This is a genomic window from Streptomyces lincolnensis, from assembly GCF_021173675.1.
GTDB lineage: Bacteria > Actinomycetota > Actinomycetes > Streptomycetales > Streptomycetaceae > Streptomyces > Streptomyces lincolnensis_B.
Map to the genome: position 1 here is coordinate 75,558 of NZ_JAIHON010000020.1, position 16,896 is coordinate 92,453.

Genomic DNA, 16,896 nt, shown 5'->3' on the forward strand with positions numbered 1-16,896 from the left:
GCTATCGGACCTGTGCTTGGCTGATGGAACCCTTCGCGCGACGCGACGCCAGCTGAGCGACAGTAAGGGGGAGTTGATCGAGTCGCTTCTTCCGGCCGGACAGTGCGCCCCGTATCCGCAGCGGCTGTGTGAGCAGTTCGAGGGCGTGGTGTGGGGCGGTTCTGGAGGACCGGCAGCCAGTGGCGGGAGATGCCGCGGGACGATGAGGAGTTCGGGCGCCTGGCATGCGGTCTACGAGCGCTCTGCCCACTGGCCCACGGTGTCAACTCTGGCAAAGCTGCGGTGCACTAAGCTCCTTTCATGTGGAGTGAGTTGAACAACTATGGCTTCGAGAACGAGCATGACTACTTGCGGTCGCTCAAGAAGGACGACAGCTATACGTTCACGTACCCGTTCGAGTACATCGCTAAGAACCACGGGAACGACAATTACGACGTCGGCACAGCGGACATGGTGGTAAGGGTCCAGTGGTCCGACACTGAGGCCGGGTACACGATGGCTTACGACGTCGCCGAGATGTACAAAATCGACCCTGCTGAGGGGAACAGCGATGCAGCGGGCTTCTACGAGACCGACGTCTACTGGAGGCTCGTGAACGACCTCGACAGCATGGGGATCGGCTCCGAGCTTCGTGCCACCTAGGGTCTGTTAGGAGTCGTGATCACGTGGCGGGGGCGAGGCTGCGCATCCAGATGATCGATCCGCGCAGTTGAAGCCCCGCCATGTAGCTCTCGTGTGTCTTGTCGTAGCGGGTTGCCAGGCCTCGCCATGCCTTGATCTTGTTGATGCAGCGCTCCACCGTATTGCGGTCCTTGTACCGGTCGGCATCGTGTGAGACGGGTCGCCCGCCGACGCTGCCACGCTTCTTGCGGTTCGCGGACTGATCCACCTTCTCCGGGATCACCACCCTGATCCCGCGTCTGCGCAAGTAGGCACGGTTGGCCCGCGACGAGTACGCCTTATCGGCGGCCACCGCATCAGGCCTGGTCCGCGGACGGCCGACGGGCCCGCGCACCTTGATCTCCTTTAGCACAGCGACGAACCGAGGGCTGTCGGCGGCCTGCCCGGGCGTGAGCACAAAGGCCAACGGGTGACAGTGCCAGTCCGCTGCAAGGTGGACCTTGCTGGTCGGCCCGCCACGAGGGCGACTCAGAAAGAGGCAGAGCATCGTCGGAGCGGCACGCACCAGGTCTGCGGGATCTTTAATCTGGCAACAGGAGCTGACGCCGAACAGCAAGGGGAACCTGACGATGATGGCGACCAGTGAGGCGGGCAGCGCAGACCATACCGAAGCGCTCTTGTGGTCTGCCCCCACCGGCCCGCTGCCGGCGCCGCCCATTGACACCAGGGCGCAGGTGCTACCCGTTGGCGGCATGGATTGGTCCGACGTAGAGCGTCTGTTCCTGCGGTTGCTGCACACTGTCCGGCCGGTTCAGTACGCCAAGCTCTTCGGTGTGCCGGGCCAAGCTCAAGGAGGGATCGACGCCTATGCGAGGCTTCCGCTCGACCTGGCGCACGGTGAAACCAGCGGGCGGGACTACATCACTTTGCAGTCCCGGCGGATCAGGACGCTGACGGCGGCCAAGATTGAGGAGGCTGTCGACGACTTCCTGGCAGGGGAGTGGGCGGATAGGACGGCGAGGTTCTACTTCGCCACCTCGTTCGACTTGCAGGACACCAAGCTGGACAGGGCGATCCGCGAGCAGACGGAACGGCTGGCCGAGCTCAAGATCACTTTCGTTCCGTGGGGGGTCCAGGAGGTCTCCGGCCTTCTGAAGGACCAGCCGCGCATCGTCGATGACTTTTTCGGTCGGCCTTGGGTGGAGCGCTTTTGCGGTGCCGAGGCAGCCCAAGGTCTGGCACACAATCTGCCTCAGCAGGACAGCCGAGAACTTCGCGCTGAGTTGCGTGACCTTTACCACGCTGTCTTCTCCGCTCAGGGCGGGGTCCACCCAGTCGACGACGCCGAAGCTGCTGGCGCGTTCGTCGTCCTGGATGTCGATCCCAGCCGTCCGTGGCCGGATCGTTTCGACGCTGAACAGCCCGAACCCGCCGTCGAAGACCCACGGCTGTCCCAGGACTCCGGGGACGGAGACACCTACGTCGCCTCACGCCTGGGCGACTCACGTCAGTCTTTCAGATCCGCTCACCAGCTCCTCAGGCATAGCAACCAGGGAAGGCCTGCCGCAGTCGCCACCATGGCAGCTGATGAGTGGCTGGCCAGCGGCAAGTACCGGCTGCTCATCGGCCGCCCGGGAGCGGGAAAGTCCAGCCTTTTGCGGTTTGTCGCAGTCGACTTGCTTTCGGCTCAGCCGCAGTCCGTCCCGCTGCAGCGGCAACACGGCACCGACCTGCCCGTCTGGCTGCCGTTCGGATACCTGTGCCGCCACCTCGAAGGATCGACAGAGAACTCCCTCTTCTCGGCCGTCGAGGCCTGGCTGAGGTCGCAGAGCGCCGCCCACCTCTGGCCGCTGGTCGAACGTGCCCTGCGGGACGATCGCCTGCTCCTGCTCATTGACGGCATCGACGAGTGGAGCGACGTCAGCGCAGCCGAACGTGCCCTGGGAACCCTCGAGGCGTTTCTCGGACGCACGACGGCTTCCGCCATCCTTTCCACACGCCCGTACGCGGTCGACCGCCTCAACTGGAGTCGCCCCTGGGCGCAAGCGGAGATCACACCCCTGACCGACCGGCAGCGCTGGACGATCGCAGCTGCCGTCCTCGGGTCGGCCGCAGGGTCGTTGGACGCAGCCGCCACTCCTGCGATGTGGAGCGGCGGTATCGAGACGTTCCTCGCCCAACTCGAGACCATTCCGGAACTCGCGGAACTCTCCCGGTCCCCCCTCTTTCTCACCCTGCTCGCCACGACCTGGCAAGGCGAACCCCTCCCACGCCAGCGGTTCAAGATCTACGCCCGACTCGTTGAACTGCTCGTGGAGAAGCACCCCCAGATGCGCCAGCGTGCTTCACATGCTCACGGGGCTGTCCTGACCGCCGCCGAGGCCACCACGCTGTTCGCTGCCGTGGCCTACCGGCTGCGGGTCAAAGACCCTGCCGGCACGGTCACCAAGGCGGAGATGCGTGCGCTCATCGTCGAGGCGATGACCGACGACCAAGTCCTCGGCTATCCGCGGCCAGAAGCCCGCCGCGTCGCCGATGCTGTCCTCACCATGGCCGAAGACGAATTCGGACTGATCGTGTCGCACGGCGCCGGCACCTTCGGCTTCCTGCACCGCGTGGTGCTCGACCATCTGGCAGGCCAGCACTTGGCCACCCGCCCCGCCGAAGAACAGAGAACAGTCGTCCAACGGACGGTGCAGGATCCGGCGTGGCGCGATGTCCTCCTGGCACTGCTGACCGCGCAGATCAGCTCCCATACCACCCAACCCCTGCTCGCTGCGGCCCTCGACACCGGCACGCAACGATGGGCAGACATCGATGGATACGAGCTGCTCGCCCAAGCTCTCGCCGCCGGTGCCAAGCTCACTCCGAAAGCGCAGAGCGTCTATCTCAACCAGCTCGTCGAACGAGTAGAGACCCATCCCTCGCTGCCGCATCGCGCCAACCTCATCGTCGCGCTCACCGGCATGCTCGCGAGCCATGCCGCACGAACGCACCTGCTGCCGGTCATGAAGCGCTGGCTCACCGCACTCCGTCCCGCCCCTTCGCCGACTATGTGGGCGCTGCGCGATCTGGACATCGGCGACGACATGGCCGCCGAGTACCTGCTTTGGGGCATGCGACACACGGACGAACAGGTAAAGGTCAACGCGGCAGCAGCCATCGCCCACCGATTCGGTGGGCAGGCGCACATGCTGGAACGGCTGATCATGTTCACTGAAACAGGTCCGTCCTCAGCCACTCAGGCCGCTGCCCTCCTCGCCCTCGGCCGCGGCTGGCCGGACACACACGAAACCACACGGCTGGTGGCCTGGGCGCGACGCCAGCCATCCGTACCGCTTCGGCTGGTTGCTCTACAGGCCCTGCAACGCGGCACCCCGTCAGGTGACGTCACCTTGTACCGGCGGGAAGAGCGCGACTGGCTGCTGTCCCTGCTGCACAGGGAAGATGTCCACGTGGGCCCGTGGCCCACAGCGGACCTCGTCAACCTCGCCGCCACCGCAAACCCACAAGCAGCCGATTTCGCGCTGGAGACCCTGAGGACGAACGGACGCAACGGCGGTGACCGCCGTCTTGCATGGGGCTTGGCCTGTCACGTTTTCGCCGACGACAACCGCTTCAAAACCTGGGTGGCCGAGCAGCTTTCGGCTCCAGAACAACATGGGTTGATCTTGTACAACGCCGGCACGATTCCCCAGCAGTGGCGCGATGATCCGGACTTCGCTCAGGCTCTGCACTCCTATGTCGACAAAGAACTGTCGGGTATAGCGTCATACCAGGGAGCCGATCTTGTCGACGCGCTTCCACCCGCCCAAGCTCAATCTCTGCTGTTGCGCAGTCTGGACGGATACCGTCCCTACGCCGCAGCCCGCGTCCTGGTCGAGCAGCATGCCGACGACGAGCAGGTTCGTACTGTTCTGACCCATAGGCTTCGTGGCGATTTCGACCAGGCTGCGCCGATGGCCGGCGTAGCCGTAGACGTCCTCGGCCCACAGGAGGGTTTCGCCGTCCTGGTGTCCCTGCTGCGCCAGTCGACCGCCGATCACGGGTCCGAGAAGCACGTCGTCGTCGCCGAGGCGATAGCCGAAGCCTGGAAGACGTTCGAGCGCACCGTTTCAGAACACCGTGCCGGAGCCACGGCCGCGCGCGAAGTGCTTGCCGCCTACGATCCAGCCGAACTGGCAGCCCTGTGCACGGCGGTCAGCCCTGACCCTTTGATGTGGCACGTCTCTGCGGTCATCAGCGCCTGGCCTGACCAACCGGCCGTCCAGGAGTTCGCTGATCGGCTCATCTATGACACACGGCCCATCATCGCGGGAATCGCGGACACCATTCCGGTTGCCATCCTCAGGGCTTACAGCAACAGAACTGACGTCTCGTCCCGCCGGATCCTCGACAAGACGCTCGGCCTCCTCAAGTACATCGGTCCAGAGCTGCGTGAAGTCCTGGTGTTCGAACTTGCGCACAGCGCACTCTCTGTGACCGAACTCGTCGACGTCATGAGGGAATGGAAGAACGAGCCGGATACCGCTATTCGCCGCACGGCGTTCATCGGGCTGACCCAGGTGATCAAGCGCCACCAGCAGGCTCACAACGACCTGGGAGGTTCAGCCACCTGGACAGCCGAGATGGAATGGCTGCGTGGCGAGATCAGGGACGAGCTGTGCGCCTACGGCCCTGAACTTGAAGAGCGACGCCAACTGGCATGGATCGGCATGCTCATGCTTGGCGATCTCACTCTGATGGACGGCATCAGTGAAACCATCGGGCGCCCGGATGCGCCCAGTGTCACGCTCGACGTTCTCTACGGCGACGTGGACCGTATCCTGGTGGACCTCGTCGCTGAGAACTGGGAGCAGCTGCGCTCTCATTTCGGCGAGCAAGTCTTCGAGCGGCTAAACGGAAGGACCGGCGAGCGGACGGCGAGTGAGCAACGGCGCCATGTCATGTCGGCTCTTGCAACAGCTGCTTCCCGCTATCCCGCCATCGCCGAGCTGCTCCGCGACGAGACGGACAATGACGCCGCACTGCGTCAAGACGAGCGCTTTCTCGCGTGGGCCAAAGAAGAGAACAGAGGCGACGAAGGGGTCCTGCGCGCCGTCGTAACCACACTCGACCGGACGCATCACCGAGAGAGTAACGATCTTGACTCCCTGCTGGACAGAGACAGCTGGAACGTGTCCGACGAACTGTTCAAGGCCATTCTCACCGAAGAGACGATCAGTACTCGGTCAGGCTTCATTCGAGACGGTGACGGGCTAGCTGCCTATACGCAGCTTTTCCCCTCCGATCCTTTGGCCGTCGCCGCCTTCCGCGACCTTGAAACGTGGTGGACAACAGATCGCGAAGCTCGCGTACCGCGTCAATGGAGCAGCATCCTGGCCATCGCGTTCGGTGCAGCCCCGCCGGGGGATCTGCCAGCCCTCGCGATCCGCGCGCACACTCGATTCCGTCTGGATGGTTCTGACGGGCGTCTGTCGATGTTCACCAAGCCGCTGCTGCGGCGACTTCGCACCGACACAGATGCCATCGAGGCGTTCAAGGGCGCTTGCAGCGAACCCATGCGGATTTGCGAAGACAGTCCCATCATGGCCGACCCATGGGACCCGATTGCTTGTGCCTATCCGGATATGCAAGCCCTGCAGCGCAGGTACCTCTTCGCGGTGGTGCTGCGACAGGCCGGCGCGTTGCCGCAGGCAGATGCGGCGGCAGCCACCCGAATTCTCGAATCCGCATCACCCGACACCGTGGTGCGCAATCCGTTCACCCACCACGAGGGCCCTCTCTGTCTTGCCGTACTCGACCTCGCGGTGCGATCCGCTGCCCTGAGGCACGTGTGAGGCGTCCTTGACGGGTCTGTTGCTGATCGCGTTGGAGCCCTTCGGGCCGGGGGAGGGGCTGTTGCATCAGGTGGTGGATCACGGTCCGGTCCTCATTTCCCCGGGCCAGGCGGTCCGTGGCCGGACGGGCGCGGCTCTCGGCTCGTCCAGGCGGATATCCGTCCGCCGTCTGCCGCCGCCCCCGGGCCCGTTGGGCCAGCGTGCTCCACAGCCGCGTCACCGCCGAATTGGGCGCTGAGCTTGCGCAGATGCTGCCACGCTCGTGGATAGCGCTCCCTGGTCACAGCACCGACCCCGACGGCGGGCACTGACGCCGGGCCATTCCCGTTGGGGTCATCACCAACCACGATGCCAGACTGTCCGCTCAGCCTGCACGGCCGTGGCCAACTCGGTTCGTGGCCGGGGGCCGTCGGCAAAAGCAGCGGCCGATGTCAGTGGGGGATGCCACCATCATCCCCGTACGGAAGGCGCATCGCCGCGCGGGCACACACCACCAACGGTCCTGGGAGGCAGGATGGCCGACGCTGCACAACCAGCCAGCCTGAAGACGATCAGGCCCTCGGTCTACCTGGATCAGTGGGTGTGGGTGCGTCTGGCGAGCGCAGCGATCGGCGAACCGCGCGAGCCGACCGACCGGCAGGTGCTCGCCGCGGTACGCCAGGCCAGCGAGGCAGGTGTCGCCTTCCCCCTGTCCGCCACCCACTATCACGAGACAACCCGGATCACTCACCCTCGCCAGCGGGCAGATCTTGCCCGCACGATGGCGTCGATCTCGCATTGCCGGACTCTGTGCTCCTACAGGATCCTGCTGCGCCATCAGTTCCTCGAGGCCATGCACCTGAGCTTCGGCCGGCCGACGTTCAGACCCACACCACCCCATCCGCTGGGCATCGGGTGCGGCTGGGCGTTCGCCGGCAGGCGGCTGCAGCCGCAACTGCGCACGCCATCCGGACCCGTCGATACAGCCTCACGGCCGGGCATGATCGACTTCCTGCGCAGGGCCGCCCAGTTCACTGAGTACCAACTGCTGGCCGGGCCACAAGATGCCGACATCCCTACGCTGCGGCAACTCGGCTACCGGCCCGAGGAAGTCGAGAAGGCAGGCCAGAGCAGAGTCGACTGGGAAATATTCTTCGCCGATCTACTGGCCGGTGATCCCGTCAGCCGTCCGGAACTGCGGGTGCGCGTCCAGGCCCGCGAAATCATCCACGAACACCACGATCTCCTTCGTGACCTGTGCGCTGAGTACCGGCTGGACCTGCTGCGCGCCACCGGAGTTGATCCCGCCCGCCCCAAAGCATCGCGGCCTCGCATGGTCGCTTTTGCTGACCGCATCCCCTCGGTGCGCATCGCCGTCGACGTGAAGGTGGAGCTGTTCCGCAACGCAGCCAGGACATGGAACCGCAACACGGTGAACGACATCGATGCGGTGAGCTGCGCTGTTCCCTACTGCCACGTCGTCGTCCCTGACCGGGAGATCGCTGATCTGATAGGCCGGTCGAAAGCCGGGCCGCGCAATGGCACGCAGGTGCTGCGTGGGTTGCGTGACCTGCCCGACGTCCTGGCCGATCTGTCCGCCCAGGCCGCGCACTGCAAGTGGGACGACGACTGGGTCCGGGATGGGGAAGAGTTCTGTATGGACCTGGCAGACCTGCGGCCGCAAGTCGCCACCCTTCCCGCCAGCGGCTGACGAGTTCCGTCACCCGGGCAGGCACCTCCGCCAAGGCAAGCGCGCGCGACAGGAGAACAAGGGCGTTGCTGTCCTGCTGGCCGCTGCCATCAAAGGCGGTGTCGGCACGGCTCCTTACGGGGCTAAGCAGCAGTACTGGGCAGTAAGTGTGCCCTTTTTTATATCCGTGCGTCAGCCGCCGACGTCGATGTCTTCCAGCAGTTCCGGGGTGATGTCTTCGATGCCGTCTTCGATGGCTGTGACGGCTGCCTGGCAGATGAGCTGGGACAGCAGTCTGAGGTAGCCGCCGGTGCGGAGGTGCAGGTACTGGGCTTTACGAACCAGCGCGTGGGGGGAGAGCCGATGCAGACAGAGAGCCTCCTCAAAGCCGCGCACGATGCTGGGCCAGGCATCCTGGTCGCCCTCGCACAGTGGGATGGGGTCGAGCCAGGTCACTGGGAGTCGGCTGGGATCCGCCTGAGGGAGCACCTTGTGCTCCTTGCCGTCTTCACCGGTGATGACCGGTGCCCGCAGGCTCAGGCCCTGGTGCGCCTCGCTGAGTCCGTCCGCCTTCACACGGGCCGCCCGAACGATCTCGCGGGCACCGGTGCCGCAGAAGATGGTCGTGATGCCGAGTTCCTCGCGCAGGCGGTCGAAGTAGTGCAGAACTGGGACGAGTTGATCCGGGTGCACCCGTTGCATGCCGTCCACGAGCAGCAGTTGGGTCCAGCGCCGCTCCATGACGTGCCACACGGGCTGGGAGAGATCGGGTGTGCGCCTGGGCTGACGCACCTCGTCCTCGGTCAGCGGCGCCGGAGCCAGTCCCAGGAACTCAGCGATCGCCCATACCCAGTTTACGAGGTTGTCCGCTTCCTGCGGGGCCATGATGTGCACGACGGGGATCCGGTCGCTGTGTACTTCCTCGGTGCTGGTCTGGAACTCCCGGCCGATGGCCCGCAGCAGGAAGGTCTTGCCTGTGCCGGGGGGCCCGTCGATCACCCGGTCCATCAGCCCCTCGCGCCGGTTGCGGTTGACCAGCAGCAACCGGTGCGCCTTCAACAACGCCGCATCGAATGCGGGATTCGGCACCAGCAGCAGATGCCCGTGATAGCGCAGACGGGCGTCGTCGGAGGTGACCGGAGTGCCGAGCGGAGCGGAGTCCGCGAGATCAGGGCGCTTGATCATCTCGTGGACGTAGGTGTTCCAGCCCTGCAGGGTGAAGATCCAGCGTGGAGCCATCGGCGCGGCCCGCGCATGGTCCAGGACCTGTTGTTCCCGCTCGGCGCGTGCGGCGGCGCGTGCGGCCGTGGAAGTTGCCACAGTGTCCTCCTCGGGGACGGTGCGGGGCCACCGTGCCCTCATCGGACACAGTCGGTGGGGTAGGTGACTCTCACTGAGCGTCTGCGTCGTCTGCCAGTGGTGGCCGGTTAAGCTCCCGGCCAGCGATGGGCAGGGCCGGGTAGGCGGTGACTGCCTCGATGTCGATGGACACTCCCGCATACGGGTCCACTACCGGCTCCGGCTCCGCGGTCACCTCCAGCCCTTGGAACGGGATTTTGGGAGCGTTCCTTTGCGCCTTGCCGGGGCCGTGACGCAGTGAACGGCGCAGCGCGCGCACGGCCTTGACGATTGCCAGCTGGTCGTCTGTGCGGCCCTCGTTGTCTACGACTGCCGCGGTGGCCCGCTCCCACAGGTCCTGCGTCCATTCGTCCTCAAGCAGCTCTCGGTAGATGAACTCCAGCTCAATCCACTCCTGTGAGTACAGGTGGTCGAAGAGGTAGGCCACTTCGGGGTGGTAGGGGTTGTAGCGGGCTTTGAACCGGTCATGGTGTTCGTTGATCCCGGACCGCTGTTCGATCAGCAGCCGCATCCGCCGGTCCGAACTCTGATAGGTGCGGTTCTCGATCGTGATGCCCTTGTCGCTGATCTTCACCCAGGCCGGGATCAGCAGCTCGCGTGCCTCGGCTGCGGTGATTGGCCGCGGCCGGTAGCCCGTCATGGGCATCAGTTGCGCGTACATCTCGTTCGGCGACAAGATCAGGCCGGGAGTGAACGGGCTGCGCAGGCCCTTGTGTGGCCTCTGTTGGTAGTCGAGGGCGACCCACTGCTCGGCCAGGTCCTGCAGCGTGTTGATGGGATACAGGGGGCCTTTGTCGATCCCCAGCCCGCGGTGGGCGAAGCCTTTGCCGGTCCAGCCCACCACATGTTGGCTGAACCTGCTGCCCAGGGTGCGGAAGAACCGTTCCTTGATTGGCTTGTCGGTCGGGGTGTCCTTGCGGGCGTACTCGATGGTGATGTCGAGCATGTCGCATACGTACTTGAAGTGTTCGCTCAGGTAGGGGCTGCCCTGGTCGATGATCACGGTGCGGGGGTGGATTACCGGACGCGCCGCCACCGCGCGGGCGAACCGCTCGTCCGCGTCCCGCAGATCCTCGTACGGCAGTGCCGAGTTGGCGGCCAGCGCCAGTGGATCCCAGTGCGGACGCCAGGCAAGCGGGGCAAAGCACTGCGCCAGCAGCAGCACCAGGTCGTAGGCGCGGGTCGCCCGGCCTCCGATCCGCTTGCCCGGCGAGCCCTCCCCGGTGACCACCGGGACAACCATCACCGCGCAGTTGGACCGGGACGCCACATCGATCGCCGAGGTCAGCTCGGCAGAGATGACTTGGCCGTCGTCCCCGAGGGCCTTCACCTTCAGCGGGGAGGTGTCGATCTGCACCACCTCGCCCGGCCGCCGCGCATGCGAGGGCCGGTAGGGAGGAAGCGGTTTGCTCGCCCGCTGCGCGCGCCGCCGCGTGGGGGCGGCCAGGTACTCGGCGAGCCCAGTGCCCTCCATTCGCCGGTAGAACGTGGCCCGCTTCAGCAGCAGCCGCTGGGCCTCCTGCGGATCCTCCAGCTCCGTCTTGAAGCGGTCCTGGACGACATCCAGCACCTCTTCCCAGACGGTCTGGATGTCCACCCCTGAGCCGCGGCTGTGGGACATCACCACTTCCCGCATAATCTCGATTACCCGCGGGTCGGTGCGATGCCCGACCTCGCGGGGGCGCCGCTCGATCAGAACCAACGGATTCTCGCCCGCCCGTTTCCACTTCAGCCGCATCGACTCCAGCGTCTTGGCGCTGATCTCAATGCCGGCGGCTGCCAACTCCCGTGACTTGCAGGCATAACGCTCAACCAGCGTCGTTTCGCCCGGCTCGTATCCGGGACGAGCCTGACTGCTGCCCGGCAGTAGGCCGGTGTCGAGCTCCTTCATGTGCCGATGCCACCGTTTGGCCTCCTTGCGCTGAGCTTTGGACGGCGGATCGTCCACGGCGGGCATCGGGGCCGACGCCACGGGACAGCCGGCACCATCCAGGACGGCGAAACCCGGCGCGGAGACCATCGCCGCGTACAGCACCTCCACCGGACTGGACGTCTCCTCGTCCAGGAGCACCACATTCGCCCCATGAAACGCCACTACCTGGTGGGTCCTGTTCAGCCACGGCACCCGGTCACCCAGGCGCACCTGCCCCGGTGTGAACGCAGACGGCCCGCTCATGCCGCCACGTCGGCACGCCACGCCGTCGCCCGGGGCATCAGGGGCTGGTCCCAATGGATCTCTAGACGGCGCTGCCACACCAGCCGGTACACCAGATCAAGCGCCGCGGCGTACGGCACCCCACTGGCCCGCGCCCCCTCACCGATGGGGCGTTCGCAGCGGAAGGCATCCTCGACCGCCTCCCGCTCCGCGCCCGGCACCCGCACCGCCTGCCGATAGTCGGCCGCCCACTCCAGATTGGCCAGGCGCATTCCCTCCGGCACGCGCCGCACCCGCACCCGCCAGCCGGCCGCCACCGCGACCCGGCCTACGGCCTCAAGGTCCTCCTGCCACTGCGGACCGCCCTTCTCGGGCTCCACCACCACGACCTGACGTGCTCCGGTGAGCGTGCGCACCACGAAATCCGGACGCCAGCGCCGTCTGCCCTGCCTGCCCTGCCAATGCAGCTCCACCGGTTCCCCGCCGATCCAGGCGATCTCAGGATCGAAGTCCAGTTCCAGCGCCACCCGGCGGCGCCGCAAGGAACCGCACACCACATGCCCGCCCGTCGTGGCACACCACCAGTGGGACAACTTCCCGGGACGGCCGTGAAAGGCCACCGGCTCACTCGGCGGAAGCCGTTCTTCCACCCGCACCCCCACCAGACCAGCAGGGGAAGTGGACACCAACTGGCCATGCTCATCCAGATGGCACACCCGCACGTCATCCACGGCGCCCTCCCGTCCGTTCCAAGATGGGCGCCAGCCGACGGGGTGGAGCCGGCCACCTGACAGATGTCCTCCGAAAGAGGGGCACGCCCTTGACAGATCCGTGCCAGCGCCCCCTCGCTCGGACACAGCCCGGGTCTGCTGATCTATGGGCGAAACCGGCACGGGGGACTGTTTGCTACGCGTGACCCGGCAGCCGCAGGATTAGGATTCTGAACGACGCCGCTCCGGTGGCCGCAGGGATCCAGGGGACCTCCTGCAGAGCGCGCCATCCCCTGCAGCCGCAGCCTTCGACTATCGGCGCCGACGGCGCTGACGACCGTCCTTCCCGCCGGGCCGCACACGCTGTGTGGGACCGCTGCGCCGGCTGCTCCTTGTGCCGCATCAGCTCGTCCACCCACGGCAGGGCGCGGCCGTCGAGGTAACTGTGGGTAAGTGCTGCAGAGATGCCGGAGCACACGCCTCCTGGCTTCATCCGGCCCGATCCACCGTCGGGGGAAGCCGCACGCGCCGTCTGGCCTGGGCGTGTTGCTGCTGTGGCCTCTCGCTGGAGGAGATGGATGGGGCGGGGAAAGCCACGGAGGGAGACGTGCTGCACGGCACACCAGTGCTCTCTGCTGCCCCTGTGAACACGCTGTGCATCCAGACGATTACTACGACGGATGTACCAGATCCACCCCAGAAGCATGAAAGCTCTGAACGCCACCCTCGCCGCGAGCCGTAAGTGCCTTTAAAGTGCCACTACGGGCTCACGAATTTTCACGGGGGGAACATGACGTCACCTGTCATCCGATGCAGAGACAGAAGGCCGATGCTTCCGGACCCGAACGTCCGCCACCTCAAACGCTCGCCGATCGAACTGGTGGTCTTCGAGCTTTTGCTCCCGCCTGGCCTCGAGCCCCTAGGTGCTGCGCAGATCCTGGAGCTGAAAGAAGCCGTGGCATCCCACGGATGGGCCGCGACCCGATTCGAGTCCGCCTTCCGTCGCAACCTGAAGCTGAAACTCGAGCCAGGGGAAATGCTCGCGGATGAAGCCAGAGGGTGGACGCTGATCGGGCAGGAGGACCCGCCGGTGACCGCCTCCATCTTCCCCACCGTCGTCAACATCCAGGCCAACAGGTACAGCTCCTGGCGCCACTCGCTCCGGCAGACCTTCGAGGCAGTGATCACTGCCATGCACGAGGTGATGAAGCCCCCCGCCGTCCAGCGGATCGGCCTGCGCTATATCAACCGCCTCGTCGACCCTGAGGCGCAGACCGCCGATCACTGGCGCGGCAAGGTCGTCGATGAACTCCTGGGCGCGGCGTTGCATCCCGTTCTCGGGCCGGCTCTCGCGGGAAGCCAGCAGCAGCTGGACCTGGCGTGGGAGGGCGGTGTCACCGGAGTGATCAGACATGGAGCGTTCAAAGACGGCGCCGTGTCGAACTCGTTCAGCTACCTGCTCGACATTGATATCTCCGACGCGAACGGCGGTAATTTCACTCCCGCGCGGGTACTCTCTGTAGTGGACGGACTACAGTTGATGGCTGTATCCGTGTTCCAGCAGTCTCTGACTGAGCGGTATCTCGAAGTTCTACGGGGGGAGAACTGATGCCTTTGACGTCCCCTCTCGCGCGCGGCAAAACTCTGCGGCATCCGAGGGCAGAACACGAGTCCGCCCTGGTCACACGACGCACCGACGTGGAGATCTCCCGGATCATCGATCCGGTCCTGAGGGACACCCTGATCGCATTCGAGGCGCGTCTGAGCGTCGTCGGAGGCCCTTCACTACCGCTGTACTCACGTACGGTCTGGCCCCTGGACGCCGTCATGATCGCGCTCTCCCAGGAACTCCAGCCATCCCCCCTGCGCTCCACCGGGATGGGCTGGCTGGGCAGCACCCGTACCAGGTCCCGTTCGGTGCAGGTAGTCCTCAGGGCGGTCGCAGAACTGCAGGATCTGCTGGGCTTCACGCAGCAGGAGGTCCTGCAGGCCGCAGGGGTGAGCAAGCGGACCTTCCAGAACTGGCGCAAGGGAAGCGTCGAGCACGTGCGACCGGCCAGCATCGGCCGGCTGTGGGAGCTCTACGCGCTGGTCCAGGACCTGACCGAGATCAAGGGCATCAGCGGCCTGCAGCACTGGCTGGCCCAGGACAAGACCCGGAAGAAGGGACTGAGGGAGGGAAGGTTCGACCCCCTCATGCTGCAAGCCTCCGCTCCCGACCCCGTGAAGACGTCGGCTCCCCTCATGCGGGTCGAAACCGCAGAGGTGGAAGCGGAACCCAGGATCTTCGTCGATCCGCACGAGATGGACGACCTGGAGATCGACGCCGATGATGTTGTGGAGCCGCCAGAGTGAATCTGGAAGCACTGATCGACAAGGACGAGTGGTCTGAGGACATCGACCAGTCCTTAGATCGGTTCCATCAAGGCCACTTGATCCGCAACATCCCGCTGTTCTACGCGGGCAGCCCCACCGCGCCCGTCACCCTCAGCACCAAGAAGGTCGCAGAGGCCGCGAGACGGGCCGGCGGCGACGTCCCCGATCTGAAAGTCATATCCCTGCCCAAGGCGAAGCGTTATCCGTTCGCGGTGATCACATCGGCAACCTGCGACATCGCAGAGGCAGGTACCCCCAGGAACCCCTTCATCCAGGTGGCGCCCGTCTTCGACATCGGTCCCAGCCTAAAAAACGGCGAAGCCAACATGATCCGTGCAGGCCGGTACGGGGACTTCGTGTACCTGACGAAACAGCCCAGACCCACCGGTGTCTGGGTGGTCGACCTGCGTGTCGTCTTTCCAGTCGAGAAGGGCGCCCTGCGCGATCGCAAGCCTGTCGAAGGATTTGCCACCGAGGCCGACCGCCTCCGTTTCGCCAGACGCCTGGGCAAGCGCGTCATGCGGCCGGCGCTGGCAGACATCGTGCACACCCAGATCGTTGCCGAACTCGATCGGTGGATCAAGGACGACGAACGGGAAGCCGCGCAGGGAGCTCCCAAGGTCCTCCGCGGAGGGCTGGCGCGCTTCGCTGACGTCAAACGGGTAGCTCTTCGTTTCGAAGGTGACCGTCTTGAGCCGGAGTGGGTTCAGGTCGTCGTCTTCCAGGACACTCCGCTGAGTACACCGGACAAGCTTCATTGGCGGAACTGGCGCAGCAAAACAGAGAAGAAGCTCCGTAAGCACGGCATCCGCTTGCAGCCAGTGGCCTTCACCTCCTTGGCCGATATGTCAGTCGCTGAGTACGAAGGCCTGGTCGAAGTCGTGGTTTCCGGTCTGGGACGCGAGACGTACTACTGACCACTGGATTCGGCGGCGGCTCATGCCAAAATGACACGCCCCCATGCTGCTCAACGGTTCGAGTTCATCGCACCATTGGCTGGCTACAGATCCACCCTGCCAGGTCAAGGCAACCTGCCGCCAGGGCAGCTGCAGCAAGCGTCAGGCTGCGGGCATGCACGAGCGCTGCTCAAGTGAGCCCGCGCGGGATGCGATCCGGTTGTGCCGCTCGGCCAGCGGGAGCCAGCGCCGTCCTGCCATGGTGGCTTCGCCATCTGTTGCAGCGGGACTGCTGTGGCGTTCCAGCCACTGCAACAGCGCAGCCTTGCCCGCGGCGAAGTCGACATCCCACAGGTCCGCTTGATGCTGCACCCGAACCAGCCACCTGCCCCGGTCCTGCGGCGTACGCAACCCGGCCTGCTCAAATCGCAGCATCAGCCAAGCCAGCTTGACCGCCTCGGGGAAGACGACCAGCGGAACAGCACGCGCCGAACGGGCCTCCAGCCCCGCCGCCCAGGCACGCTGCACCCACACCAGCGTGTCAGGCGCATACCTCCACCACCGGTACATGACCTGGCAGGCATCGGCAAACAGCTCATCGCCGGCCGCCTTGAACCTGCTCTGCAGACGCAACCTGCCTTGATGCGCTGCAACGCACTCGGGTAGCGCGGCCACCGACACGGCCTCCGGATCGGTGCTGCGCGAGTCATCCGTCCACCGCAGGTGCCGACCGCACAGCTGCCAACCGTCCGCCGACATCAGCCACACCCGCTCACCGACCTGCCGCCGGTGCCCGCACAACGTGCACCACGGCACCAGATGCCCGCCCTCCGCTTCCCACGGCCACTGCCACATGGCCGGCCCCCTACCGGGCAGCAGCAGGTCATCCGCCAGCGACGGCAGAGCCCACTGAAGCAGCCCCACCTCCAGGCCCGAGAGCACGGAGAGATAGGTGCGGCCCGCCACGTTCATCTTCATCTCGGTGTACTGCGGATACTTCTCCACCTGCTCCGGATCCTGGGATGCCTCACCCTGCCCGACACGCTCGAGGAACGAGGCCAGGTTCAGACCGTTGGCCCGTCCCAACCGACGCACGAACGATCCGGTCGACTCCCCGCCCACCGGCCGCACCTGCACAGGCAGCGGACGGCTCGGCCCCAGCAACCCCGTCAAGTCCATAAGACTCCCTCCCCGCCGCAGCACGCCCCACCAGGACATTCGTGCCGCTTCGCACATGCCGTCAAGGCCCGGCCACACCTTCGAGTGAACC

10 protein-coding genes and 1 pseudogene are annotated in these 16,896 nt (G+C 65.6%); 6 read left to right on the plus strand and 5 right to left on the minus strand.

The annotated features are described in order from the left end of the window. Window positions 1–300 precede the first annotated feature (300 nt). Complete coding sequence (locus K4B79_RS42190) at window positions 301–642, plus strand: hypothetical protein (RefSeq protein ID WP_232032746.1); 342 nt, start codon at window positions 301–303, stop codon at window positions 640–642. A 19-nt stretch (window positions 643–661) separates the two neighbouring features. On the opposite strand, the pseudogene K4B79_RS42195 reads toward K4B79_RS42190, so the two are convergent. Next, window positions 662–1,153, minus strand: a pseudogene (locus K4B79_RS42195) (IS5 family transposase); the annotation flags it as partial. A gap of 220 nt (window positions 1,154–1,373) precedes the next feature. On the opposite strand from K4B79_RS42195, the gene K4B79_RS42200 reads away from it, so the two are divergent. Both K4B79_RS42200 and K4B79_RS42205 read left to right on the plus strand, forming a co-directional pair. Then, window positions 1,374–6,461: an NACHT domain-containing protein gene (locus K4B79_RS42200; RefSeq protein ID WP_232032747.1), complete on the plus strand. Its 5,088-nt coding sequence runs from the start codon at window positions 1,374–1,376 to the stop codon at window positions 6,459–6,461. Between the two features lie 514 nt (window positions 6,462–6,975). Beyond that, window positions 6,976–8,151, plus strand: a complete 1,176-nt coding sequence (locus K4B79_RS42205) for a hypothetical protein (RefSeq protein WP_232032748.1) — start codon at window positions 6,976–6,978, stop codon at window positions 8,149–8,151. Between the two features lie 171 nt (window positions 8,152–8,322). Here K4B79_RS42205 and K4B79_RS42210 read toward each other — a convergent pair whose 3' ends face one another. The 3 genes from K4B79_RS42210 to K4B79_RS42220 all read right to left on the minus strand — a co-directional run bounded on the left by K4B79_RS42210 (window position 8,323) and on the right by K4B79_RS42220 (window position 12,375). Further along, window positions 8,323–9,450 (minus strand): ATP-binding protein, encoded by a 1,128-nt coding sequence (locus K4B79_RS42210; protein ID WP_232032749.1) that lies wholly within the window; start codon window positions 9,448–9,450, stop codon window positions 8,323–8,325. Between the two features lie 70 nt (window positions 9,451–9,520). Next, window positions 9,521–11,632, minus strand: a complete 2,112-nt coding sequence (locus K4B79_RS42215) for a transposase (protein WP_232032750.1) — start codon at window positions 11,630–11,632, stop codon at window positions 9,521–9,523. 29 nt (window positions 11,633–11,661) lie between these two features. Then, window positions 11,662–12,375 (minus strand): TnsA-like heteromeric transposase endonuclease subunit, encoded by a 714-nt coding sequence (locus K4B79_RS42220; protein ID WP_232032751.1) that lies wholly within the window; start codon window positions 12,373–12,375, stop codon window positions 11,662–11,664. Between the two features lie 808 nt (window positions 12,376–13,183). Between K4B79_RS42220 and K4B79_RS42225 the strand changes: the two genes are divergently transcribed. Genes K4B79_RS42225 through K4B79_RS42235 form a run of 3 tightly spaced genes read left to right on the plus strand, consistent with a single transcriptional unit; the run spans window position 13,184 to window position 15,647 of the window. After that, window positions 13,184–13,963, plus strand: a complete 780-nt coding sequence (locus tag K4B79_RS42225) for a TIGR04255 family protein (protein ID WP_232032752.1) — start codon at window positions 13,184–13,186, stop codon at window positions 13,961–13,963. Beyond that, window positions 13,963–14,709 (plus strand): antitoxin Xre-like helix-turn-helix domain-containing protein, encoded by a 747-nt coding sequence (locus K4B79_RS42230; RefSeq protein WP_232032753.1) that lies wholly within the window; start codon window positions 13,963–13,965, stop codon window positions 14,707–14,709. The genes K4B79_RS42225 and K4B79_RS42230 overlap by 1 nt, the downstream gene beginning before the upstream one ends. Then, window positions 14,706–15,647: a hypothetical protein gene (locus K4B79_RS42235; protein ID WP_232032754.1), complete on the plus strand. Its 942-nt coding sequence runs from the start codon at window positions 14,706–14,708 to the stop codon at window positions 15,645–15,647. Before K4B79_RS42230 ends, K4B79_RS42235 begins: the two co-directional genes overlap by 4 nt. Window positions 15,648–15,788: 141 nt before the next feature. On the opposite strand, the gene K4B79_RS42240 is transcribed toward K4B79_RS42235, so the two are convergent. After that, window positions 15,789–16,805 (minus strand): TniQ family protein, encoded by a 1,017-nt coding sequence (locus K4B79_RS42240; protein ID WP_232032755.1) that lies wholly within the window; start codon window positions 16,803–16,805, stop codon window positions 15,789–15,791. Between the last annotated feature and the right edge of the window lie 91 nt (window positions 16,806–16,896).